General features: G+C 60.5%; 19 protein-coding genes and 1 pseudogene. 16 read left to right on the plus strand and 4 right to left on the minus strand.

Going from position 1 to position 21970, the window contains the following annotated elements:
• The first annotated feature begins 30 nt into the window (after positions 1-30).
• The 7 genes from C84B14_RS12655 (at position 31) to C84B14_RS12685 (ending at position 4936) form a co-directional block, all read left to right on the plus strand.
• Complete coding sequence (locus C84B14_RS12655; protein ID WP_348765658.1) at positions 31-759, plus strand: DUF484 family protein; 729 nt, start codon at positions 31-33, stop codon at positions 757-759.
• A gap of 25 nt (positions 760-784) precedes the next feature.
• A complete protein-coding gene (xerC, locus tag C84B14_RS12660; RefSeq protein WP_353224579.1) occupies positions 785-1699 on the plus strand; it encodes a tyrosine recombinase XerC in 915 nt (304 codons plus the stop codon).
• A 178-nt stretch (positions 1700-1877) separates the two neighbouring features.
• Positions 1878-2420, plus strand: a complete 543-nt coding sequence (gene hslV / locus C84B14_RS12665; protein ID WP_293623558.1) for an ATP-dependent protease subunit HslV — start codon at positions 1878-1880, stop codon at positions 2418-2420.
• A 64-nt stretch (positions 2421-2484) separates the two neighbouring features.
• Positions 2485-3825, plus strand: a complete 1341-nt coding sequence (gene hslU / locus C84B14_RS12670; RefSeq protein ID WP_353224734.1) for an ATP-dependent protease ATPase subunit HslU — start codon at positions 2485-2487, stop codon at positions 3823-3825.
• A 117-nt stretch (positions 3826-3942) separates the two neighbouring features.
• Positions 3943-4302 (plus strand): gamma-butyrobetaine hydroxylase family protein, encoded by a 360-nt coding sequence (locus tag C84B14_RS12675; RefSeq protein WP_353224581.1) that lies wholly within the window; start codon positions 3943-3945, stop codon positions 4300-4302.
• Between the two features lie 65 nt (positions 4303-4367).
• On the plus strand, positions 4368-4640 hold the full coding sequence (locus C84B14_RS12680) for a YlcI/YnfO family protein (protein WP_353224583.1): 273 nt from the start codon (positions 4368-4370) through the stop codon (positions 4638-4640).
• Positions 4637-4936, plus strand: coding sequence for a type II toxin-antitoxin system RelE/ParE family toxin (locus C84B14_RS12685; RefSeq protein ID WP_353224585.1), 300 nt, complete (start codon positions 4637-4639; stop codon positions 4934-4936). Before C84B14_RS12680 ends, C84B14_RS12685 begins: the two co-directional genes overlap by 4 nt.
• Before the next feature lie 215 nt (positions 4937-5151).
• Here C84B14_RS12685 and C84B14_RS12690 read toward each other — a convergent pair whose 3' ends face one another.
• Positions 5152-5544, minus strand: coding sequence for a hypothetical protein (locus C84B14_RS12690; protein ID WP_353224587.1), 393 nt, complete (start codon positions 5542-5544; stop codon positions 5152-5154).
• Positions 5545-5777: 233 nt separating this feature from the next.
• Between C84B14_RS12690 and C84B14_RS12695 the strand changes: the two genes are divergently transcribed.
• The 6 genes from C84B14_RS12695 to C84B14_RS12720 all read left to right on the plus strand — a co-directional run bounded on the left by C84B14_RS12695 (position 5778) and on the right by C84B14_RS12720 (position 12548).
• Positions 5778-5978, plus strand: a complete 201-nt coding sequence (locus C84B14_RS12695; RefSeq protein ID WP_353224589.1) for a hypothetical protein — start codon at positions 5778-5780, stop codon at positions 5976-5978.
• Positions 5975-7330: an amidase gene (locus C84B14_RS12700; protein WP_353224591.1), complete on the plus strand. Its 1356-nt coding sequence runs from the start codon at positions 5975-5977 to the stop codon at positions 7328-7330. The genes C84B14_RS12695 and C84B14_RS12700 overlap by 4 nt, the downstream gene beginning before the upstream one ends.
• 135 nt (positions 7331-7465) lie before the next feature.
• Entirely contained in the window at positions 7466-9172 is a 1707-nt protein-coding gene (locus C84B14_RS12705) for an AAA family ATPase (protein ID WP_353224593.1), read from the plus strand.
• Positions 9173-9855: 683 nt separating this feature from the next.
• Positions 9856-10722 carry a hypothetical protein gene (locus tag C84B14_RS12710; protein ID WP_353224595.1) on the plus strand — a complete coding sequence of 289 codons (867 nt, stop codon included), beginning with the start codon at positions 9856-9858 and terminating at the stop codon, positions 10720-10722.
• Between the two features lie 234 nt (positions 10723-10956).
• Complete coding sequence (locus C84B14_RS12715; protein WP_353224597.1) at positions 10957-11157, plus strand: hypothetical protein; 201 nt, start codon at positions 10957-10959, stop codon at positions 11155-11157.
• Positions 11154-12548, plus strand: coding sequence for an amidase (locus C84B14_RS12720; RefSeq protein WP_353224599.1), 1395 nt, complete (start codon positions 11154-11156; stop codon positions 12546-12548). Before C84B14_RS12715 ends, C84B14_RS12720 begins: the two co-directional genes overlap by 4 nt.
• A 236-nt stretch (positions 12549-12784) precedes the next feature.
• Here the strand turns inward: C84B14_RS12720 and C84B14_RS12725 are convergent, their stop codons facing one another.
• The 3 genes and pseudogenes from C84B14_RS12725 to C84B14_RS12735 form a co-directional block, all read right to left on the minus strand.
• Positions 12785-14827 carry a DUF8754 domain-containing protein gene (locus tag C84B14_RS12725; RefSeq protein ID WP_353224601.1) on the minus strand — a complete coding sequence of 681 codons (2043 nt, stop codon included), beginning with the start codon at positions 14825-14827 and terminating at the stop codon, positions 12785-12787.
• A gap of 1010 nt (positions 14828-15837) precedes the next feature.
• Positions 15838-16833, minus strand: a complete 996-nt coding sequence (locus tag C84B14_RS12730; protein ID WP_353224736.1) for a methyl-accepting chemotaxis protein — start codon at positions 16831-16833, stop codon at positions 15838-15840.
• Between the two features lie 107 nt (positions 16834-16940).
• Positions 16941-17213: pseudogene (locus C84B14_RS12735) on the minus strand (PAS domain S-box protein); the annotation flags it as partial.
• 539 nt (positions 17214-17752) lie between these two features.
• Between C84B14_RS12735 and C84B14_RS12740 the strand changes: the two are divergent.
• From C84B14_RS12740 to C84B14_RS12750, 3 genes are all read left to right on the plus strand, one after another.
• On the plus strand, positions 17753-19255 hold the full coding sequence (locus C84B14_RS12740) for a flavin-containing monooxygenase (protein WP_353224602.1): 1503 nt from the start codon (positions 17753-17755) through the stop codon (positions 19253-19255).
• Between the two features lie 199 nt (positions 19256-19454).
• A complete protein-coding gene (locus tag C84B14_RS12745) occupies positions 19455-20369 on the plus strand; it encodes a bestrophin family protein (RefSeq protein ID WP_348765669.1) in 915 nt (304 codons plus the stop codon).
• Between the two features lie 192 nt (positions 20370-20561).
• Complete coding sequence (locus C84B14_RS12750) at positions 20562-21692, plus strand: GGDEF domain-containing protein (protein ID WP_353224604.1); 1131 nt, start codon at positions 20562-20564, stop codon at positions 21690-21692.
• Positions 21693-21970: the final 278 nt, after the last annotated feature.

Here is a 21970-nt window from a genome sequence, read left to right on the forward strand (position 1 = left end):
TTTTACACCTCTTGGACGAGATGCTCCGACATGAACGAAGCCGAAAAACAAACGCCAGCGCCGGCCCTGGATGAAGCCGAAGTTGCAGCCTACCTGCAGGCACACCCGGGCCTGATCGACCGCTATCCGGCGGTGTTGGAAGCGCTGGAGGTGTCCCACGACAGCGGCAACGCGGTTTCGCTGATCGAGCGCCAGGTTGCCGGCCTGCGCACCACCAACCGCCAGCTGCAGGCCCGCTTCAACGACCTGGTGGAAACCGCCCGCGACAACGAACAGCGCGTGGTCCAGCTCAATCGCATGGCCAAGGTGCTTGTCACAGTGCAGAGCGCGGCCGAACTGGTGCCGCAACTCACGCAATGCCTGCAACAGCATCTGGACGTGGACGATATCTATGTCGGGCTGTCGGGCACGGCCGCCGATGTCGAAGCCCTGGCCGATGGCCAGATCCATGCGATTACCGACGAAAGTCCTGCCGGCAAGGCGCTCACCAACGTCTATCGCCGCGGCAAGCCGATCTGCGGGCCGATCTCCGAACAGCAATCCGAAGCGCTTTTTGCCACGCGCAGCAACGATGCGCCGGCCATGGCGAGCGCAGCCATGATTCCGCTGGGCGCGCGCGGCGTGCACGGGGCCCTGGTGCTGGCCAGCCGCAAGGGCGATCGCTTCGTGCCGGAGGTCGGCACGCTGTTTCTGGAACTGACGGGCGAACTCGTCACCGCCGCGCTGCAACGCCTGCTCGGCCGCGACGCGTTGCCGTAGCCGCGATTCGTCTGCACGTCACCTCGTGAGCGCGCTGGCCGACCGGGTCGATGCCTTTCTGGCTCATCTCGCCCATGAGCGGCGCATGTCGGCGCATACCCAGTCCGCCTATGCACGCGATCTGGGCAGTGCCGCCGACTGGCTGCAGGAGCGGGGGCTGACGGACTGGGGCCGTGTCACCACCGCCGATCTGCGCGAGTTCGTGGCCGGCCGTCATCGCGCCGGCCTGAAGCCGGCCAGCCTGGCCCGGCTGGTTTCCGCGCTGCGCAGCTTCTATGTCTGGCAGATGCGCGAGGGTCTGGCCCGACGCAACCCGGCCACCGACGTACGCGCGCCCAAACGCCCGGTACGCCTGCCGGAAACCGTGGACGTCGACGATCTGGCCGCGATGCTCGACGTGACCCCCGAAGACGATCTCGAAATTCGCGACCATGCCCTGCTGGAGCTGTTCTACTCTGCCGGCGTGCGTCTGGCCGAAGCCGTAGGCCTGGATATCAGCGACGTGGATCTGGCCGCGGGTGAGGCGCGCGTGCTCGGCAAGGGTTCGCGCCAGCGCAGCGTGCCGATCGGCTCGCGGGCGATCGCCGCACTTCGAAATTGGCTCAAGGTCCGCCCGCAGCTGGCAGCAGCCAACGAAACGGCACTGTTCGTCTCCCAGCGCGGCAGCCGGCTGTCGCGCTCGAGCGTGGCCGCCAGAATGCAGCGCTGGGCGCAACAGCACGGCCTGCCCGTACATCTGCACCCGCACAAGCTGCGCCATTCCTTTGCCACCCATCTGCTCGAATCCAGCGCCGACCTGCGTGCGGTGCAGGAACTGCTCGGCCACACCAATATCGGCACCACCCAGATCTATACCCACCTGGACTTCGCCCACCTGGCCAAGGTCTACGACGCTGCCCACCCGCGTGCCGGTCGGCGCGCCGATTCCGACGAGGCTTAGCTTCAGCCCGAGCGGCTTCTCCGCCCCCTGCGCCGACTCCGACCTTTGTACAACGCCCTGCATGCGCTTTGGCCGCTAAGCTGAACGGTGGCCGAACGGCCCCGCGAGACGATCGCTTGAATCGGCTCGCGCATGGCCCCAACTCGAAACAGATCGACGTCAACGCAGGGCAAACGCTTTGAAACAATTCGACGGCACAACAATTCTCGCCGTACGCCATAACGGCAAGGTGGCCCTGGCCGGCGATGGCCAGGTTTCCATGGGCGACACCATGTTCAAGGGCAATGCGCGCAAGGTGCGCCGGCTCTATAACGACAAGGTTCTCGCCGGCTTTGCAGGCGGCACGGCCGACGCCTTCACGCTGTTCGAGCGTTTTGAAGGCAAGCTTCAGGAACACGGCGGCCAGCTCGTCAAAGCCGCGGTGGAAATGGCCAAGGACTGGCGTACCGACCGCGCGCTGCGGCGCCTGGAAGCGCTGTTGCTGGTGGCCGACGAAACCGCCACGCTGATGATCTCCGGCAACGGCGACGTCATGGAGCCGGAATTCGCCTGTATGGCGATCGGCTCGGGCGGCTCCTATGCCCAGGCCGCGGGTCGCGCGCTGGTCGAACATACCGACATGGATGCGCCCACCATCGCCGAAACCGCGATGCATATCGCAGCCGATACCTGCATCTATACCAATCACCACATCACCGTCGAGGTGCTGGACAATGTCTGATACAGCCTCCGAGACCATGGCCGACGACAACCGCGAACAAACCGCTGCGTTGCCGCGCCACGAAATGACGCCGCGCGAGATCGTGGCCGAACTCGACCGCCATATCATCGGCCAGGGCGAAGCCAAGCGCTCGGTCGCCATCGCGCTGCGCAACCGCTGGCGGCGCATGCAGCTGGATGAATCCATCCGCGGCGAGATCACGCCCAAGAACATTCTCATGATTGGCCCGACCGGCGTCGGCAAGACCGAAATCGCCCGCCGCCTGGCCAAGCTTGCCAATGCCCCGTTCACCAAGATCGAGGCGACCAAGTTCACGGAAGTGGGCTATGTCGGCAAGGAAGTGGATTCCATCATCCGCGATCTGGTGGAAGTCGCCATCAAGATGACGCGCGAAGCCGCCAAGAAGGCCGTGCGGATCAAGGCCGAGGACGCCGCCGAAGAACGCATTCTCGATGCGCTGCTGCCCAAGCCCAGCAGCTGGGAAGAAGCCGGCGAATCCGACCAGAAGGCGGTCGAGTCCACCGCCACGCGTCAGGTATTTCGCAAGCGTCTGCGCGAAGGCAAGCTCGACGACAAGGAAATCGAGCTGGAGCTGCAGCAGGGCGGCCAGAGCTTCGAGATCATGGCGCCCCCGGGCATGGAGGAGATGACCAATCAGCTCCAGTCCATGTTCCAGAACATGAAGGGCGACAAGACCAAGCGCAAGAAGATCAAGATCAAGGACGCCTACCGTCAGATCGTGGACGAAGAGGCGGCCAAGCTGGTCGACGAAGAGCAGATCAAGTCCCAGGCCATCGATCAGGTGGAGAACTCGGGCATCGTCTTCATCGACGAGATCGACAAGGTCTGCAAGCGCTCCGATGCGGGCGGCTCGTCCGGCGGCGATGTGTCGCGCGAAGGCGTGCAGCGCGACCTGCTGCCGCTGGTGGAAGGCTCGACCGTGTCCACCAAGTACGGCATGGTCAAGACCGACCATATTCTGTTCATCGCCTCGGGAGCGTTCCATGTGGCCAAGCCCTCGGACCTGATCCCCGAGCTGCAGGGCCGTCTGCCGATTCGGGTCGAACTCGACGCGCTCAAGGCCGAAGACTTCGTGCGCATCCTCACCGAGCCGCACTGCTCGCTCACCGAACAGTACGGCGCGTTGATGAACACCGAAGGCGTAACAATCGAGTTCACCGACGACGGCGTACACCGCATCGCCGAGATGGCCTTCAAGGTCAACGAAGGCACCGAGAACATCGGCGCCCGGCGCCTGCACACCGTCATGGAACGGCTGATGGAGGAAATCTCCTTCGAAGGCCCGGACAAGGCCGGTGAAACGCTCAAGGTCGATGCCGAATACGTCGACTCCAAGCTCAAGGATCTGGCGGCCGACGAAGACCTGTCGCGCTACATCCTGTAACGCGGGCGCGCTATGCTCGAGTCCGACAGGTCGGTCTCGAGCGCGGCATTGCTCGAACGAGCCGGGGCGGGTTTATCCTGTCCCGGCTTTTTCATGCCCTCAACCAAGGCGAACGCCATGGATGCACCCACCGACATCACCCTGCATCAGAAATCCAAGGTTCTGGAGGTCGAATACCCCGACGGCGCGAACTACAAGCTGCCGCTGGAATACCTGCGCGTGTACTCGCCGTCCGCCGAAGTACGCGGCCACGGCGGGCCCATGCAGCTGGTCACCGGCAAGCGCGACGTCGGCGTGGAAAAGATCGAACCGGTCGGCAACTACGCCATCCAGCTCTACTTCGACGACGGCCACAACACCGGCATCTTCTCCTGGCAGACGCTGCGCGAGCTCGGCGATCAGTACGAAGATAATTGGAACGACTACCTCAAACGGCTGGAAGACGCCGAAGCCTCGCGGGGCAAGCTCTGGCACTGACTGCTTGGCGTAGCGCAGGCTGCGTCGTATAGTGCATTACAAATGCAATGCGTCGAGGCGTCGCCATGAAAACTGCTTCAATCCCCGCTGTGCGTGTTTCACCAGATCTGCGTGAGGCCGCTGAACGGGTACTCCGCGACGGAGAAACGCTGTCTGCGTTCGTGGAAGCGTCGATTCGCGAGCAGGTCCATGCACGGGAAAGCCAGGAGGCATTCATCGCACGCGGTCTGGCAGCGCGCGAAGAAGCACAGCGCACCGGCGAATACTTCACGGTGGATGAAGTCCTCGATGGGCTGGACGCGATCGCCGAAGAGAACGCCCGGGCGGGCGACACGTGACCTACCGCGTGGTCTTTACGCGCCAAGCGCGTGACGATCTGACGCGTCTGTACGATTTTCTCGACAAGCGTGACCCCGCCGCCGGCGCCAACGCGCGTGTCGCCATACGCAAGGCGTTCGGTCTGCTCGCCGATTTCCCCTTTACCTGCCGCAAAATATCCGAAGAAACCTCGTTCCTGCGCGAGCTGGTCATCAGCTTTGGCCGGGCTGGCTATGTCGCCCTGTTCGAAATCAGCGATGGGGCGACCGTAACCGTTCTTGCGGTTCGTCATCAGCGCGAGCGGGACTATCTCTAGCCGCGGGCTGGCGCAGCCGATTGAGGTCCTCTCGTATATTTGGACGGGGTCCGGGGGCAGTATGTGGAATTCGTCGCACGGGCTAAAAGTCTTGAGCTAATCGTTTCTTGAAGCTCGAAACTGAATAAAGTGCCCGCGGCTAAAACGCTTGCTGTGGTGCTGCCCCAGCTTGCTGCGTAGGCGAAGTGCCGGCAGTAAGGCTACCAACCGCTCGCTTATGGGCTGTTGTTCAACTTCCTTTTGATGTCTGCGATTGACTGCTGGCGTTTTATATAGCTTTCGAAAATCTCGTGGACCTCTTCCATTTGGTCACACATGAGTTGCGAGGGTTGCCGATTCGCATCCGCCATCAACTTGCCGGCCTCGTCGGACGTATCGATGTAGCGATCACTTTCGCCGTACGCCTTGGTTAGTGACCGCATCTGTTGATGGGCCTCGCGTTCGTTATCCGAGTTCTCGATGTAGCCATTGATAAGCTCGGCATTCTCGGCCATCTGCTTATCCAGATTCGCGCGGTTGCACTCCATTTCAGAGGCAGCAGCGGCTTGCCCCCATGTGGTAGCAAAAAGCAAAGCGGCGATTAGTTTTGTCTTGCCTGGCAGGGTCATCAATGCACTCCGATGTAGCGGCTCGCATCTTACCCGCCCTGTGAGACAGGCCGCTAAATGGGCAGCACTTGCGACCCTTCGTGCGCGCTCCGGGGGCACTATGAAATGTCCCCGAATATGAAAGCCGCGCACCGAGCTATGGCATCAGACGTCTAGCACCACTGGTTTACCGGCTGCCGGGTGCGTAGTACGTTCAATGGCCAGAACAACAATCGATGGATGGAGATAAAACCATGTCGCGAGCGCCTCTGGACGATGCCCGGTTGACCACCCTCAGCGAGTCCGTGGGGCTCGATCTCTCGCCCGAACGCCGCGCTGGTCTGATGCCCGCGCTCGACGGTCTGCTACAGCAGTTCGACGTGCTGTACGGCATCGAAGTCGACGAAAATGCGCCGCTGCACTCCTTTGACGCCCGCTGGGGAGAGACGAAATGAACGACATGCTCTTACTGTCGGCAACCGAACTCGGGCAGAAAATCAAGCCTGGCGAGATCTCTCCCGTCGAAGCGGTCGACGCCTGCCTCGCCCGTATCGAAGCGACCGAACCCAATCTCAACGCCTATGTGCGTGTCCTGGCGGACGAGGCGCGCGCCGCAGCCAATCAGGCAGAACAGGAAATCGCGGCCGGGCAATGGAAAGACCCGCTGCATGGCGTGCCCGTCGCGCTGAAGGATCTCTACGACCTGGCTGGCGTGCCTACCACCGCCTCGTCCCGTGTGCGCGAAAGCTGGACTCCGGATGCCGACAGCGCCGCCGCCGAGCGGCTCAAGGCCGCCGGTGCCATCGTCCTGGGCAAGACGCATACCCACGAATTTGCCTGCGGCATCGTTACGCCCACCACGCGCAACCCCTGGGACACCGAGCGCACGCCCGGCGGTTCCAGCGGCGGCTCCGGTGCCAAAGTGGTATCGGCCGGCGCGTTCATGGCGATGGGCTCGGACACTGGTGGCTCGATCCGTATCCCCGCTGGTCTATGCGGTACGGTCGGCCTCAAGCCCACCTTTGGGCGCGTCAGCCGGGCAGGCATCACTTCGCTTTCCTGGGGGCTCTACCACGCCGGCCCGCTCACGCGCACGGTCGAGGACGCCGCCACCTGCGTACAGGTGCTCGCCGGTTACGACCCGCGCGACCCCGGCTCGGTGGACGAGCCCGTGCCGGATTATTCAGCCGGGCTGCGTGACGGCATCAAGGGACTCCGCGTTGGTGTACCCAGCAATTATTTCTTCGACCAGCTGGACGAAGAAGTTGAAGCTGCCGTTCGCAAGGCCTACGAACAACTGGAATCGCTTGGCGCGGAACTTGTCGATGTGGCCCTACCGATGCCCGAACAGCTCGGCGCAGTCGAGTTCGCCATCCTGTTGCCCGAAGCCAGCGACTATCACTGCCAGATGCTGCGCGACGGCGCCCATCTCTATAACGACGACGTGCGCGTCATGGTCGAAGCTGGCGAATTCGTGCCTGCCACCACCTATACCCGTGCCCAGCGTGTGCGCAATCTGCTGCAGCAGGAATTCCGCAAGCTCTACGGCACAGTGGACGTCATCGTCGCACCTACCGTCGCCGCCTCGGCCGTCACCGCCGGCACCGAGTCCATCACCTGGCCGGACGGCAGCGAAGAACCGCTTATCTCCGCCTACACGCGCTTCGCCGTGCCGGGTAACGTCACCGGCCTGCCGTGCCTGAGCGTGCCCTGCGGTTTCTCGTCTGAAGGTCTGCCGATTGGCTTTCAGGCTATCGGCCGGCCCCTCGACGAAGCGACCTTTCTACGCTTGGGCGCCGCCTACTAGGCCGCCACGGATTGGCACAAGCGCCGGCCGGATATGTGATGTCGGCTAGGTAATTCGAGAAGCAGCGTTCATAGTCGGCACTCTAATCGTCTTAGGCGCCATTTTCTATATCACGAAATATTTCAATTTAGTCGCATGAAAATACTTTGGTTGAATTTTGTTCAGCATCCAATTTTAGGGGATTTGAGTCTAGATTTTCGATTGAGTAATTGCGAGCCTGCGTCGGTTGTCTATCTTGCAGGCGAAAATGGAACCGGAAAAACCGCGATTCTCAACGCTATTTACCGAATTTCTAGATTGGAGCCTGCTCCCGCCGATTCAGACGGAGGGGTTCAAAAAATTGGAATGATTCTCTCGCCGAAAGAGCAGGACGTCTTGAGTAAAGTTGATGACCCTAACCTTTCAGGTCGAGATGTCCTTGGTAGTAAAATAGAGCTAACTATAGACGAGTCGCGAGAAGCTTGGGGTAAATTTAGTCTAGTTGCTGAAATTAATGGATATAAAAAAGAATTACGAAACGCCATTTTTTCGAAGCCCAATACGCAAAATTTATTTAAGGTTTTGTTTTCAAATGTTGCGATAAATTTTACGCCTAAAAGCATAGCTTCAGTATCGTCGAAAGCTTTGGATGAAAGTGCGGAGAGTAGTAAGAGCTCAGAAAATCTCGCTACGGAGATTGCTCAGCTTTTAATCGACGTTCAGGCTTTAGACGATGCTGATTTTACTAGGTGGGGGCGTGAAAATGTCGGAAACGAGGTGATCCATTCCGCTTTGGATTTGCGGATCAAACGTTTTCGAAAGGCGTTTAATTTGATATTTCCTGCTAAAAAATATCAAGAAATTCGAAATTATAAGGGGGTAAAGAAAGTCGTATTTTCCGATCGCGGAAAAGAGTGTTTTATTGAAGATTTAAGCTCTGGTGAAAAACAAATCGTCTTCCGTGGAGGGTTCTTTTTAAAAGACTCAGAGGCTTTAGCTGGTGCGCTTAAGCTCATTGATGAGCCTGAAATTAGCTTGCATCCAGATTGGCAGCTTAGGGTAATGGAGTTCTATAAAACTATAGCAAACGTGGGGGCCAGTAGTTCGGAGAGTCAGATTATCGCGGCGACTCACTCTCCCTTTATTCTTCACAATATAAATGATGACAAAAGTCTTCCGGTTGTGCTGAAAAGGGACGAAGCTGGGGAAATATATTCCGAAAAGAATCCATCGTTTTATGGGTGGACTCATGAAAAAGTCGTACAGTCCGCGTTTAATATTGGAATTAATTTAGACGACCGGTCGCCTTTGATTTTAGTAGAAGGAGAGACGGATGAGTGGTATTTAAATAAAGCTATTGATGTTCTAAATCCGGCTATTGAAGATGCAGAAGTAAAATGGGTTGGCGCGCTTAATGATCGTGGCGACGCCGAATTTACCGGCGATAAGGCGTTGAATCACGTCTTGGCATTCGTGAAGTCTAATCCAGATTTGATAAATAAGACGATAGTTCTGCTTTATGATGGCGATACTCGAAAACCTGATATACGCCTTCGTGGCGTAGCCGCGCTTTCTATGCAGTATCGTCCGAGTTGCGCCAGTTCAAGCGGTATTTCTAAGGGAATCGAGAACTTGCTTAATTTGCCGGAGTCGATCGATCTAGAAAGCTATGCCGATGAGAACGTAAAAGACGACGGTTACGGAATAAAGTCGATAATAAGGACTCTTAATAAGAAAGAGCTCTGTAAAGATATTATTCGACTGCCAGAGAATGAATTGAACGACGTATTTTCGGAATTCGAAGCTCTGTTCGAACGTCTCAAAGTGATAATTCAGTCTATAAAGCAGAGCGAAGATCGCTAGCTTGGCCTTCGGTGCATAAATGTGGAGTTGACGTGGGTCGGCTATCGTGGGCCACAAGCCCAGTGAGAGACCTTGCTCAGCCGGAATGCGAGTATCTTAATCTCATTCCTATGCCTTTTCCCGAACTGCTCTAGACTCCATAAATACCTTGAGAGCGAGTAATGTTCTTCGTGTCGGCTGAGGCGCGTTGCGTCTGAGTCGCGTCGGCGTAAGAGATCGAACGTTGTTTGCTGGCCCGGTGATTCTGGCTGTGGGCTGCCGGGTTTTGCTAGTTGACCGCATGGACGATGTCGATCTACTGCTGGACGCGATTTGCGTCCTCGACGGCGATGGGGGACAGTATCCTAGGCTCAATCGCTCAGATCGCGACGAGCGCCAAGAACGGCGTAGGTCCTCCAGCTAAATATACTGTCGCCCGATCGCCGCGCCGGTTCAGCATGTGTACGAACCGCGGAATAGTTAACCGGTGAAAGGCGTGCGCGGCAGGTCGATGCTGTCTGACTTTCTCGCCTGGGCCGAATACCGACTTGAAGTGCTGAACGATCTCGTTAGCGCGGCGTACCACGGTTCGCTGGCACGAGCGTGTCGTCGCCCAAAGGCAGGTGCCTATGCGGCAATAGAGTTCACCGCATTCGATACCGCGACCGTGGCAATATTCTGCCCGCCAACACGATAACCGTTGATTGAAACGTATTGATATGGACACGCGTGTGACTGTTCAGGGGGAGCGGAAGATCACGGCGAATGAACAGGCGTATGCGAAGCAGGTATTGGCGCTCAAAAAGCTCCAGCTTCGCGCTTATGTTCTGATTGGCGGCTTTCTCCTGGCCCTGGCGTGCCTGTTGATCGCGGCGCTACCGTTCGGCCTGGCGCGGGGTGGAATTCTGGCCATATTGTTTGTGGGCATACCGACCATCGGTCTCACTCTCTACGCCGGCCGGGGGATTGGTAATCAGGGGCTTCGCAAGCGTGCGGCCCTGGGCAATACGGTGTGCACCGTGAAAGGCCCTGTCACCTACATCACGCATCGGGTCAAAAACTCCCGCGCGGAAGAGTTCTTCGTCGGCGACATCACGCTCTGGTTGCCGCCTTCCACGTCGCTGCTTCCTTTTGTGGCTACCGAGAAAAACGGCTATCGCGAAACCGAGCTGGACGTCATTTTTATCGAAACCCGCTCGAAGCAGAAAACAGGTGGCGCAAGCGTTGCCCCGCACAAGGAAGCGCTCGTTGTTTATCTCGCGGACTACATCGATATCCATACCGTGTTTAATCGGCATGGCCGTCACTACTTGATTCGCGAGAGCATAAGCACGTTCGCGGGTACGATTGGCTGCATTGTTATCGGGGCGTTGGGGTATCTATATTTTTTCCCGACCGAACAATGGCTGCAAACGGGGTTGATGGTTCTGTTCCTGGCGTTGCTCGCCGATTTCGCGATCGTCGCGCTGGGCTGTTACCTGATCAACAAGCTCTACTTGGCCGTGCGTAAGCGGCTGGACCCGAACTTCAGGCCCAGCAGCTACGGCGAACGGCTCGCCGGCAAAGCGTAGGCGCTGTGGTGGGCAAGGCTGCGCCGGTGTGACGAGTCGTAATTGCGACAACGCTTTTCGAGTTATTCGCCCGACGCCCGGATGACGCGCCGGCTGTCGATCGCGCTTGCTAGGCTTCGGCGGTGACGAGCGGGGTTAGCGTAAGCGCGCCGCTGATGCGCCCTAATCGCGCTTTACCGCAATTTTTGCGCGTAGTAGTTTCACAGGAACTGCTTTAGCGATATGAGGTTAGCGATGTCTCGACCGCCCCTGGATGATGCCCGGTTACAAACGCTCGCCGCCGCGGCCGCGCTGGAACTCTCGCCCGAGCGCCGTGAAGTGTTGCGGCCAGTGCTCGACGGCGTGCTGCAACAGCTCGATCGCCTATACGACGTAGAGGTGGATGAAACGGTGCCGGTGCATTCCTTCGATGCGCGTTGGGAGGCAGAACAATGAACGATATGCTTTCGCTGTCTGCTGCCGAGCTGGGCGCCAAACTCAAGGCCCGCGACCTGTCGCCGGTGGATGCCGTCGAGGCCTGCCTCGAACGCATCGAAGCCACCGAGCCCAAGCTCAATGCCTACGTGCGCGTATTGGCCGACGAGGCCCGTGCTGCTGCCCGCCAGGCCGAACAGGAGATTGCTGCCGGCGACTGGCGTGGGCCATTGCACGGCGTGCCGGTGGCCCTCAAGGACCTCTACGATCTGGCGAATGTGCCCACGACCGCCTCGTCGCGCGTGCGTGAAGACTGGACGCCGACGACCGACAGCGCCGCCGCCGAACGGCTGAAGCAGGCCGGGGCGGTGATTCTCGGCAAGACCCATACCCACGAATTCGCCTACGGCATCAGCACGCCGACGACGCGCAACCCGTGGGATACCGAACGCACGCCGGGCGGCTCCAGCGGCGGCTCCGGTGCCACCGTGGCTTCGGCCGGGGCGTTCATGGCCATGGGCAGCGATACCGGCGGCTCCATTCGCATTCCGGCCGGGTTGTGCGGCACCGTGGGGCTGAAGCCGACATTTGGGCGTGTCAGCCGTGCCGGTATTACCTCGCTCTCCTGGGGGCTGGATCATGCTGGGCCACTGACGCGTACGGTCGAAGACGCAGCGCTTTCGCTGCAGGCATTGGCCGGCTACGACCCGCGCGACCCCGGCAGCGTCAACGAGCCGGTGCCAGATTATCTGGCCGGCTTGCACGACGGCATCCAGGGTCTACGCGTCGGCGTGCCGAAGAACTATTTCTTCGACCGGGTGGACACCGAAATCGAAGCCGCGGTGCGCCAGGCCTACGAGCAGCTCCAGGCACTCGGGGCCGAACTGGTCGAGGTCGAACTGCCCATGGCCGATCAGTTCGTGCCTGTGGAGTTCGGCATCATGATGCCCGAAGCCAGTGATTATCATCGCGATATGCTGCGCGAGAAGGCCGAGCTGTATAACGACGACGTGCGCGTGCTGCTCGAGGCGGGCGAACTCGTGCCGGCAACGGCCTATATTCGTGCCCAGCGCGTGCGCCACCTCATCCAGCAGCAATTCAGCCAGCTCTACAAGCAGGTCGATGTCATCGTCGCACCCACCACCACGGCCCCGGCGGTCACTGCAGGCACCGAGTCCGTCACCTGGCCCAACGGCCGCGAAGAATCGCTGATGTCGGCCTATACACGCTTTGCCGTACCCGGCAACGTCACCGGGCTGCCGGCCATGAGCGTGCCCTGCGGTTTCACCGAAAACGGCTTGCCGATTGGTTTCCAGGCGATCGGTCGTCCCTTCGACGAATCCACGGTGTTGCGTCTGGGTGCGGCCTACGAGGCGGCGACGGATTGGCACCAACGCCGCCCGGGTATCTGAGTACAGGTTCAGGCGGCGCGGCGACAACGATCCGGTCCTTGAGCCGCGCCGCCACTGGCTATCCCGGTGAAGCTGTACTGCCCCGCGATGAAGGGTCATTCGGGTGTTGTATGTCGAATTCGTGGCGCCGGCTCAAAGCCTTGGGCTAATCGGTTTCCGCAATCCGGGATGAAGCATCCTGTCGCCAGAGATCGCGCCAGATATCGCGAGATGTTCGGCCAGTCTGGTCGCAGCCCCTAGCCGGACTTCCAGGTCTTGCGCCGTTCGCGCGCCAGCTCGACGACCCTGGCGATATCCTCGTCCGTATAAACGCCGTTCACGCCCGCGATAGGGGCCAGCTTCATGCCGTGCTTGAGGCCGAGCTTGTAAATCTCCTTGACCTTGCGCCACTCGGTATCGCGGCCGACCGTAAACGCTTCGAAGCGACCTTCCAACGCCAGCACGATGGTCTCTGCGAGACAGGCATAAACGATGTTTTCCGGCAGGGCGATATCGCGCATGCCGCGGACCTTGGAGGGCAGTTCGATTTCGCCGGATTCGATCACCAGAACGTCCGGCCGCTTGGCGCATTCCTCGGGCGGCAGGTCGAGCGGGCGGGCCACGTCGGTGATTACGCAGCCGGGTTTGACGCGGGTGATGTCCAGCACCTTCTTGCCGGCGCCCGAGGTCGTGGTGACGATCATATCCATCTCGGCTAAATGCCCCTCGTAGTCGGCCGCCGCGACCACTTTCGCCTCGGGCGTCTCTTCGAGGATGGATGCCTTCAGCGCCTTGAGCTTGTCCTGATCGCGGCCGCCGAGATAGACCTCGTCGAACGTCATCGCCAGCAGGCGCGCGCTCACCGAGCCGATCGAGCCGGTCGCGCCGATCACCATGGCCTTGGCCTGTACGCGGCCACCTTTCGGCGTTTCCACCAGGCCCATGCGGCGCATCGCGTCGGCGGCGGCCCAGAGCGCGCCGGACGCCGAGTAACTATTGCCGGTGGTCACCGGCAGGTTCGCGCGCTGGGCCACAGTCATGCCCGCGTCACCGACAACCTTCGTGAATGCGCCCAGGCCGATGATCTGGGCGCCCATCTTCTGTGCCTTGTCCGCGGCCGCGAGCAGCCGGCGATAGGTGAATTCCGGGCTACGGGCGAGCATCTCCTTGGGCGTGCCACCTACCGCAATCAGCCAGCCCTCCGCTTCCGCGCCGGTCGGCGAGATGATGTTCGTCATCTTGCAGTACTCCATGGGTGGCAACATGGCAGCGGCTTTTTCGACCTGATCCATCAGGCGCTTGGGTGTGGATTTCGGTAGCAGCGGTAAACCCTTCCGGATCGCTTGCTGGCTGAGCGGATGGATAATGAACGCGAAACGGCGCACGTTGCGGAAGTGCCCGGTGGGGTGCAGCAGCTGCGCGGTGAGCTCCAGCTCGTCGATGATGCCGGCCCGTGTTTCGTCCGAGAGCTCCTGCGGCTCAAGCTCGGTCGCCGCAAGGATCATCGCCTCGATCACGTCGACGTCGACCACTTGCTTGAACGGCTGCGGGCAGATATCGATCGCGAGATTGGCCTCCTGTGCCTTCAGCCAGGCCAGGCTCTGTTCATCGATCGCCGAGCTGAGCAGGGTCTTGCCCTTTAGATTGCCGTCGCCAGCAAAGGAGCGGATATCCTCAATCGCGCCGACAATCACATGCGACTTGGCCATTTCCTGGGCCAGCAGGCGCTGCTTGATCTTCGCCAGCCTGGGCAGCACGGCACCTAGCTTGCGTGTCGCCCAGATGCCGTTGGCCATGGTGCTGCCGGTGGCGAACAGTTCCAGCTGTGCCAAAGACGACAACATGGTGGGCGTGCCCGTCTGTAACAGCGCGTCGGCAAAACTTAAATTGGGCGTGTAATGCGACATCTCGACGGCGATGTCGTAGTTCACGCTGCCGGACATGAACAATACCCGGCTGTTGTTGAAGTAGCTGCCCAACGTTTTATGCACATGGCGCACCGCTCGCAGCTGCAGCATGCGACGCAGATGCGCGCCGGTGGTCGCCGGTACCCGTGTTACCACCTTCAGCAGCTTGTCTTTATCCACGAAACGCCGCGTGCCCACGTCGCAGTAGTCGCGGATCAGACCCAGCCCCACCGCATCGGCGTGGGACTGCGCGCGGCGCAGCAGATCCCAGGCGCGATCCTCGTCGCCGTCCGCGCCCTGGCGGGTGACGGTGAAGTCCTTACCCAAAAATTTGGTTTTAAGGGAATAGTCCTGCGCGGACGGGCCCATCGAGACGGAAATGACGTGTTTCAAAGCCAGCTCCCCGGTCCGTTTTCTTGTGCGAACAACTTGCTCTGGGTGCGAGGTCTTACGATCACCGGCGCCTGCTTGTCCTGGAGACGGTAGGTTTAAGTTCCGACTGCGACACGGCAGCGGTGCTCCAGAGCCTCTCGAAGCGCGAGATAAGCCAAGCGTTTTCGTGGGCAATAATTAAGCGAACATACTACTTTTGTCTAGGTCTGCTTGTGTGACACTTCGCAACGAGGGGTTTTTGCGGTGAAACCGTCGGCGGATATGCCGCGCCCCTCAAAACACGCGTAGCAGATGTCGCCGGTGCAATTTCTCGTGCTCTCGGTTGATCGAGTCCACGAGACGGGAGAGGCATCGACGGCGTTGTTGGACTTCCTTTGTACGGCCGGAGTGATGTGAGGCGCCATGTTGACGTCTTCGGCGGTTGCCCCGATCGCTCGCGCCATCCGATGGCCGTCTTTCTTGAGCATCTGGGCGGTGTTCGCGGTGAGAGCAACGGGCATCTGGAGGCTGGTGCGTCGCGACAGTGCTGTCCGTTCGCAGACCGGTGTCCGGGTCGCTACAGTTTGCCTCTGCCTGGGCGTGGCGCCTGCGTTCTTTATTGGGAGCGGCACCTCGGCCTATGCGCGGATGCTTGCATGGCTGCCGCCGTTATCTGTGCAGCCGGGCTGGTCGGCTACCGCCACCGGGCGCCTATTGGCTGGCCTGACTCTTGCCCAGGTCGTAGTGCCTGTCAGGCTTCGACGCAGATGGCGCGTCGTCCGTGCACGGGTACGTTCTAGCTCGTAGCGCGATCTTGGCGATGAGTCGGCCGAGTGACCCGCAGACGAGGTATGGCATTTGCGACAGGGGTCAAAAACTGACCCTATATCGAGATTAACGAAACTGAGATGTCGCCAGCTATGCACTTGGACCGGCTGCTTGATGGGTGCACGCGGTGTCCGGCGCCGGATTCGTTAGTCTGGCAAGCGTTACCTTGATCGTCTCGCAATAGCGAAGAATTGATACGGCCGTTACGAGGCGATGCGCACGGTATTCGATTCCTCACCGCCTGGCGCTTTGGCGGCGGCGTCAGCGTCGCTGATCTCATCGTGGTTCGCGGCTGCGCGCGGCGGCCGCGTCTGTGTAGGGGATGAACTACAGGGTCTTCCCTGGTGTAGCGCTTTCGCATCATCGAGATTTGCGGTGGTGGCCATGTTGCGTACCGCGGTAACCAACCCGTTGGTGCAGTCGCTAATGCGCACGATGGCCTCGCCGGCATGGCGGGCCATATCGACGCCTCGATCGACGCTGCCGCGACAGTTTTGCATGCTGGTCGTGGCGTCGCCGGAAAGTGTCTGCAGCTTGCCGATCATCTCGGAGATTTCGCTCGCCGCTTCGGCGGTTCTGTGCGCCAGCTGGCGTACTTCGTGGGCCACCACGGAAAAGCCGCGGCCGTGCTCGCCGGCTCGTGCAGCTTCGACGGCTGCGTTCAACGAAAACATATTGGTTTGCGACGCAATCGAGCGAATGGTTTCCACGATGACCGTGATGGCGTCCGTCTGCCCGGCCAGTTCGCCGAGCAGGTTCGAGGTGACGCTGATCTGATCGGCCATGCTGCGGATTTCACACACCGTGTCGTCGATAACGCGCTGGCCGGCGCCGGCTTCGGTTTCGGTGTCGGCGGAAATACGGCAGGCGGTGCGTATGCTTTCGCTTTCGCGGTCGACCCGCTCGGTGATGTCGCTGGCGAATTTGATGATTTTGTAGAGTTGGCCGTCTTCGTCAAAGATCGGGTTGTAGGTGGCTTCCAGCCACAGCACTCGGCCGGCGTGGTCGTAGCGTTTGAATTGCCCCGCCATGAACTTGCCTTCGTTGAGTCGTGCCCAGAAATCGCGATACTCGGCGCTACTGGCCAACTCGCGACCGCAGAAGATGCGATGATGAGCACCGACGATCTCATCAGCGTATAACCCACGGTGGCCAGAAAGTTGTCGTTGGCGGTCAGGATTTGCCCACTCGGCGTAAATTCGATGACCGCCATGGAGCGGTTGATAGCCCGCAGCCGCCGGCTGACTTCCTGTTCTTCGTTAACCTTCGCCGTGATGTCGGTTGCGATCTTGATCACGCGAACGACGCGCCCGCGCCGGTCGTGGATAGGGTTGTAAGAAGCCTCCAGCCACAGGCGCTCGCCAGCCTGGGTCAAACGTTCGCAGCGGCCGTTGACGAACTCGCCTTCGCGAAGCCGCGCCCAGAACGCTGCGTAATCCGCGCTTTGTGCGTATTCCCGAGAACAAAGCAGGCTGTGATGCTGGCCGATGATCGACTCGGCGTCATAACCGGTGGTTTCCAGAAACGCGCTATTGGCGCACAGGATCTTGCCCTGCGGATCGAATTCGATCACGGCCATGGATCGATGAATAGCCTTGATTAGCGCGGTTTTATGGCAAGCTGCCTCCGATTTGAACACGTCTTTTTCTCCCCGTTAGGCGCCGCTGCCCGTTCTGGGTATATGAGTTTTATTGGGCGCATGACGGCAACATCGGCTCGCCGCGAGCAATACTTGAGAAAAATCCGTCAGACTGGCGCCAGAATGCAGTTAGAGAAGTGTAGAAGGCGCCTGCTGAGGCTAGAAGTCTCGATAAAATGGCAGCACTCGGCACTCAGTCGAACTGTGACGCTCCGGCATGATGATGCGGGCGTGGCGACCGCCGGGTGTACGACGGGCCATCGCGCTGGGCTGCCTTTGTCGAGGCAAAGCCAAAGCGGTCAAGGCGGCGGCAGAACGCAGGCCAGCGTATGAGTAGAGCCCTGGACCGGCGGTGCCGTCTGAAGCTCAAGCGGGTCGGTGCGATCCTTCGGTCTGAGCCGGTTTGTGGACGCTGTAAGCTGACCATGTGGCATTGAGCGGCTGAGCGACTTGGCCTCTAACAAGCATGGAGAACGTGAATGGATACCAGCGATACTGCGACCGCCGGCGCCGGTTCGATTGAAGAACGCATCTGGCCGGTCGTCATCATCGGTACGGGTTTTGGTGGCCAGGCCACGGCGGTGAACCTGCTGCGCCGCGATATCGACGACTTCCTGATGCTCGAGCGGCGCGATTTCATGGGCGGCACCTGGCAGCAGAACAGCTACCCCGGCGCGGCCGTGGACGTGCAGTCGCCGCTGTATTCGTTGTCGTTCGAGCCCTGGCCCTGGACGCAGATGTTCGCCGAGCGCGAGGAGCTGGCCGAATACACCGCACACGTCATCGACAAATACGGCCTGCGCGAGAAAACCCGTCTATCTCACAACGTCGAACAGGTGGCCTGGCAGGAGGACGAGGGCGTCTGGTATATCCAGGTGGCCGACCGGCCCACGATTCGCGCACGCGTGCTCATCAACGCGTCCGGGCCGCTATCGACGCCTGTCATCCCGAATTTTCCGGGGCGTGAGCGTTTCAAGGGCGAAAGCTTTCATACCAATGACTGGAACCACGACTTCGATCACCGCGGCAAACGCCTGGCCATCATCGGCAGCGGCGCGAGCGCGGCCCAGATCATTCCGGCCATCGCGCCCGACGTCGCCGAACTGCACGTGTTCCAGCGTAGCCCGCACTGGGTCATTCCGCGACCGGACCGCAAGTTCGGCGCGCTCACGCGGCGGCTTCTGTCGATCAAGCCGGTCTACAAGGCGGTACGCACCGCGATCTACTGGGGGCTGGAGTCGCGCATCATCGGCTTCAAGTATTCGCGCACCATGCTCAACCTCATCGCCCAGCGAAAGGCCGACAAGCATCTCGAAGAACAGGTGCCGGATGAGGCGCTGCGCGCCAGGCTTACGCCGGATTTCACCATCGGCTGCAAGCGCATCATTCTCTCGAACACGCTCTACCCGGCGCTCATGCGTGACAACGTCACCCTGCACGACGCGCAAGACGGCATCGAAGAAGTCACCGAAACGGGTATCCGCACGAAGCAGGGCGAAGCAATCGATCTGGACTGTATCGTCTGGTCTACCGGCTACGACGCAACCGACGGCATGATTTCCTACCCCGTGATCGGCCGCCACGGCAAGACGCTCGCCGATTTCTGGGCCGACTATCCGCGGGCCTATCTCGGCACCGCAATTCCGGGTTTTCCCAATCTGTTCATCGGCACCGGGCCGAATACCGGCATCGGCCATACCTCGCATATCTTCATGATCGAATCGCAGCTGAAATACATCATCCAGTGCGTGGAGAAGGTGCTCAAAAGCGACGCTGGCCAGATCGAGGTCACGCCCGAAGCCGAGGCGCGTTATACCGCGAAGATCCATGACGAAATGGCGCAGACCGTCTGGCATACCGGCGGCTGTAACAGCTGGTACAAGAGCGCTTCCGGTCGCGTGACGGCTATGTTCCCGGGCTTTACGTTCACCTACCGTCGCATGGCCGAGAACTTCAAGCGCGACGACCATCGGCTGGTGTAAGCGCGAACGCAGGCGCTGAAGCGCTCGAAACGACCTGGGCGGGCCTTGGGCCGCGTTGGCGATCCGGCGATTTGCCGGGCGAGGCGAACGAGCGCGCCTATTCGCGGTCAAGCAAGTAAGTCGACCGCGATTGATTGCTGCGCCGCAGCGCGATCGCCCGTTGCCATTTAGCGATCGCCCCGAGGTGCGCGCCTGAACAATGATCATTCCCACCATTCCGGGCTTCCGTCATATCCTGAAAGGCATCTGGTGGCCGCTGCTGCTGATGTTCATCTGGGACGTGCTGATTACGCTGTTGTATTTCGCCCAGCCCGAGCGCTACCAGGAATTTCAGTCGTCGGCCTTGTCGCGAACCACGCTCACCCTGTTCGGCACGGTCATCGTGCTGTTTCTGGGGTTTCGATCGAACTCGGCGTATGCGCGCTGGTGGGAAGGCCGGGTGCTGTGGGGGCTGATGATCAACGCGTCCCGCAATATCACGCGCCTGGCCCTGTCGTGTATCGACTCGGCCGATGCACGGGCACGCGAGCTGCGTGAGGCGATGGTGGTCAATCAGGCCGCCTACGTGCATATCCTGCGCTGCCAGCTGCGCGGTACGGATCGCTCGGAGCCGGCCTATCGGCTGCTGCCGCCCGAGCGGGCCGAACGCGTGCTTGCCTACACCAATGCGGCCAACGCCCTGCTCAACGAAAACGGGCGTCTGGCCGGCCAGGCGTTGGCGCACGGCTATATCGATACGATCCAGCAGTCGCGCATGGAAGCGGTGAATGTTGATATCGCCAATTCGCAGGGCGGTATGGAGCGCATCAAGAAAACGCCGCTGCCCATGCAGTATCGGTTTTTCCCGCAGCTGTTCGTACGCCTTTTCTGTATCCTGCTGCCCATTGGCATCGCGCCGTATCTGGGCATATTCACGCCCATCGGCTCGTCGCTGGTCGCGCTGATGTTTCTGGCCGCCCTGCACATCGGCGATGAACTGGTCGATCCGTTTGCCAACAACGCGCACGATCTGCCGCTCGAGGCCATGTGTACCACCATCGAAATCGATCTCATGGAATCGATCGACAGGCCGGCCCCGCCGGCGACCCAGCCGGTTAAAGGCGTTCTTTGGTAGGCGCTTGCCGTTGAAACGACGCGCGGCGTGATCAGGTTCTGCCCGCATCGGCCGATACCGATAAGACAGCGGTGGCAAGCATAGCGCCGCACCCTGCGCAGCCGTGGTCTGGCTTGGCCTGCGGCGGATCGCGTGCGGCCGATACCCGCGCGAACACCTTCAATGCCGGCCAAGGACGGCGGCCCCGATACAATGCTGAAATGGTTGGCCAAACTCTGGAAGATCGGGGCCCGCGACACCGATCCGGCCATGCGACGGCGAATCATGCTCAGCAATCAGCTCGCCGTGTTCGGTGCCGTGACAACCCTGCCTTATCAGCTGTTCTATGCCTGTACGGCGTTTACCTATTATGCGCCGGTGTTCGCCAGCAATGTCGTGATCATGTCGGGCTATCTGTGGACACTGCGGGCCAACCACCGTCGCCGGCACGATTCGGCACGCAATTTCGTCGTCTTAGTCGCGATGATCCAACTCGCGGTTGTGACCTGGTATCTGGGCCGTGGTCTGGGCGTACACCTGTTCTACTTCACGATCGTAAGCATTCTGCCGCTGTTGTTCGAACGGGCCCGGGCCACGACGATCGGCGCGCTGGCGTTTGCCAACGTGCTGCTGTTCTGGATCTGTGATCAGTATTTCGGCAACGGCACGGTGCCGTTGCTCGTGCCCGATACGGCGCGTTCCGTGGCGTTCGGCTTCAGTGCGGCCGCCGCCGTCGCTTTGATCAGCGCCTTCATGCTGTTGTTTAGGCATCAGATTGACGTCGTCGAGCAGAGCCTGCGAAGGACGAATCGGGAACTCGAGCGTCTGAGTGCGACCGATGCGCTCACCGAGTTGCCCAATCGTCGCGCCGTGGACGCCTTTCTGGTGCGCTGGTCGCAGACGCCCGATGCGACCGTCGGCGTCGTGCTATGCGATATCGACTATTTCAAGCTCTACAACGACCACTACGGCCATCTGCTTGGCGACAGAACGCTGCATGCCATAGGCACTGCCCTGCGTGGTGCCACGCGCTGCGATTTCGACATAGTGGCGCGCTACGGCGGTGAAGAATTCATGATCCTGTTGCCGCAGGCCGACGCGGCCTATATCCGGACGGCGGCCGAGCGGCTGCGAGCCGCCGTCGAAGCACTGGCAATCGAGCATGCCTATCGCCCCGACGCGTTCGGCATCGTCACCGTGAGCATCGGCTACAGCCGGTTCGATACGCTCGACTGGACGCCTGGCGCGCCTAAACGGGAACCGATCGATGCCGCCGACCAGGCCTTGTATCGCGCCAAGAGTCTCGGCCGCAATCGCACGGAGAGCGGCTTTCTGGGCGACTAGTTCAGACGGGCGCGCAAGGGGGGCGTTGGTGAAACGCCGCCGTGTCGGCCCGCGGAGCACGCGCCAAGACCGACGCCCGCGGTTATCGGGTCATGCAGGCCCAGCCGCCGTGTCCGAACAGAATGCCTGTCGTAGTCGTGGATAACGCCAGACCATGGGCCCATCGTCGCGGTCACGCCAGCCCCGTCAGCGGGCGGGCCGTCGGCCTGTGTATGCCGGGTGTTTGAAGGGGCCTGCAAGGCCTGGTCGCATAAACCGGCCGCATAAAAAAAGCGCCG

The sequence above is a fragment of the Salinisphaera sp. C84B14 genome (genome assembly GCF_040361435.1).
Classification (GTDB): Bacteria; Pseudomonadota; Gammaproteobacteria; order Nevskiales; family Salinisphaeraceae; genus Salinisphaera.

What these genes read in the sequence shown, in the direction of transcription:
- C84B14_RS12705 (WP_353224593.1), top strand. Translation starts at nt 7,466, where the DNA reads ATGAAAATACTTTGGTTGAATTTTGTTCAGCATCCAATTTTAGGGGAT.
- C84B14_RS12720 (WP_353224599.1), top strand. Translation starts at nt 11,154, where the DNA reads ATGAACGATATGCTTTCGCTGTCTGCTGCCGAGCTGGGCGCCAAACTC.
- C84B14_RS12700 (WP_353224591.1), top strand. Translation starts at nt 5,975, where the DNA reads ATGAACGACATGCTCTTACTGTCGGCAACCGAACTCGGGCAGAAAATC.
- C84B14_RS12690 (WP_353224587.1), bottom strand. Translation starts at nt 5,544, where the DNA reads ATGACCCTGCCAGGCAAGACAAAACTAATCGCCGCTTTGCTTTTTGCT.
- C84B14_RS12715 (WP_353224597.1), top strand. Translation starts at nt 10,957, where the DNA reads ATGTCTCGACCGCCCCTGGATGATGCCCGGTTACAAACGCTCGCCGCC.
- C84B14_RS12740 (WP_353224602.1), top strand. Translation starts at nt 17,753, where the DNA reads ATGGATACCAGCGATACTGCGACCGCCGGCGCCGGTTCGATTGAAGAA.
- C84B14_RS12745 (WP_348765669.1), top strand. Translation starts at nt 19,455, where the DNA reads ATGATCATTCCCACCATTCCGGGCTTCCGTCATATCCTGAAAGGCATC.
- hslU (WP_353224734.1), top strand. Translation starts at nt 2,485, where the DNA reads ATGACGCCGCGCGAGATCGTGGCCGAACTCGACCGCCATATCATCGGC.
- C84B14_RS12675 (WP_353224581.1), top strand. Translation starts at nt 3,943, where the DNA reads ATGGATGCACCCACCGACATCACCCTGCATCAGAAATCCAAGGTTCTG.
- C84B14_RS12695 (WP_353224589.1), top strand. Translation starts at nt 5,778, where the DNA reads ATGTCGCGAGCGCCTCTGGACGATGCCCGGTTGACCACCCTCAGCGAG.
- C84B14_RS12680 (WP_353224583.1), top strand. Translation starts at nt 4,368, where the DNA reads ATGAAAACTGCTTCAATCCCCGCTGTGCGTGTTTCACCAGATCTGCGT.
- C84B14_RS12750 (WP_353224604.1), top strand. Translation starts at nt 20,562, where the DNA reads ATGCTGAAATGGTTGGCCAAACTCTGGAAGATCGGGGCCCGCGACACC.
- C84B14_RS12655 (WP_348765658.1), top strand. Translation starts at nt 31, where the DNA reads ATGAACGAAGCCGAAAAACAAACGCCAGCGCCGGCCCTGGATGAAGCC.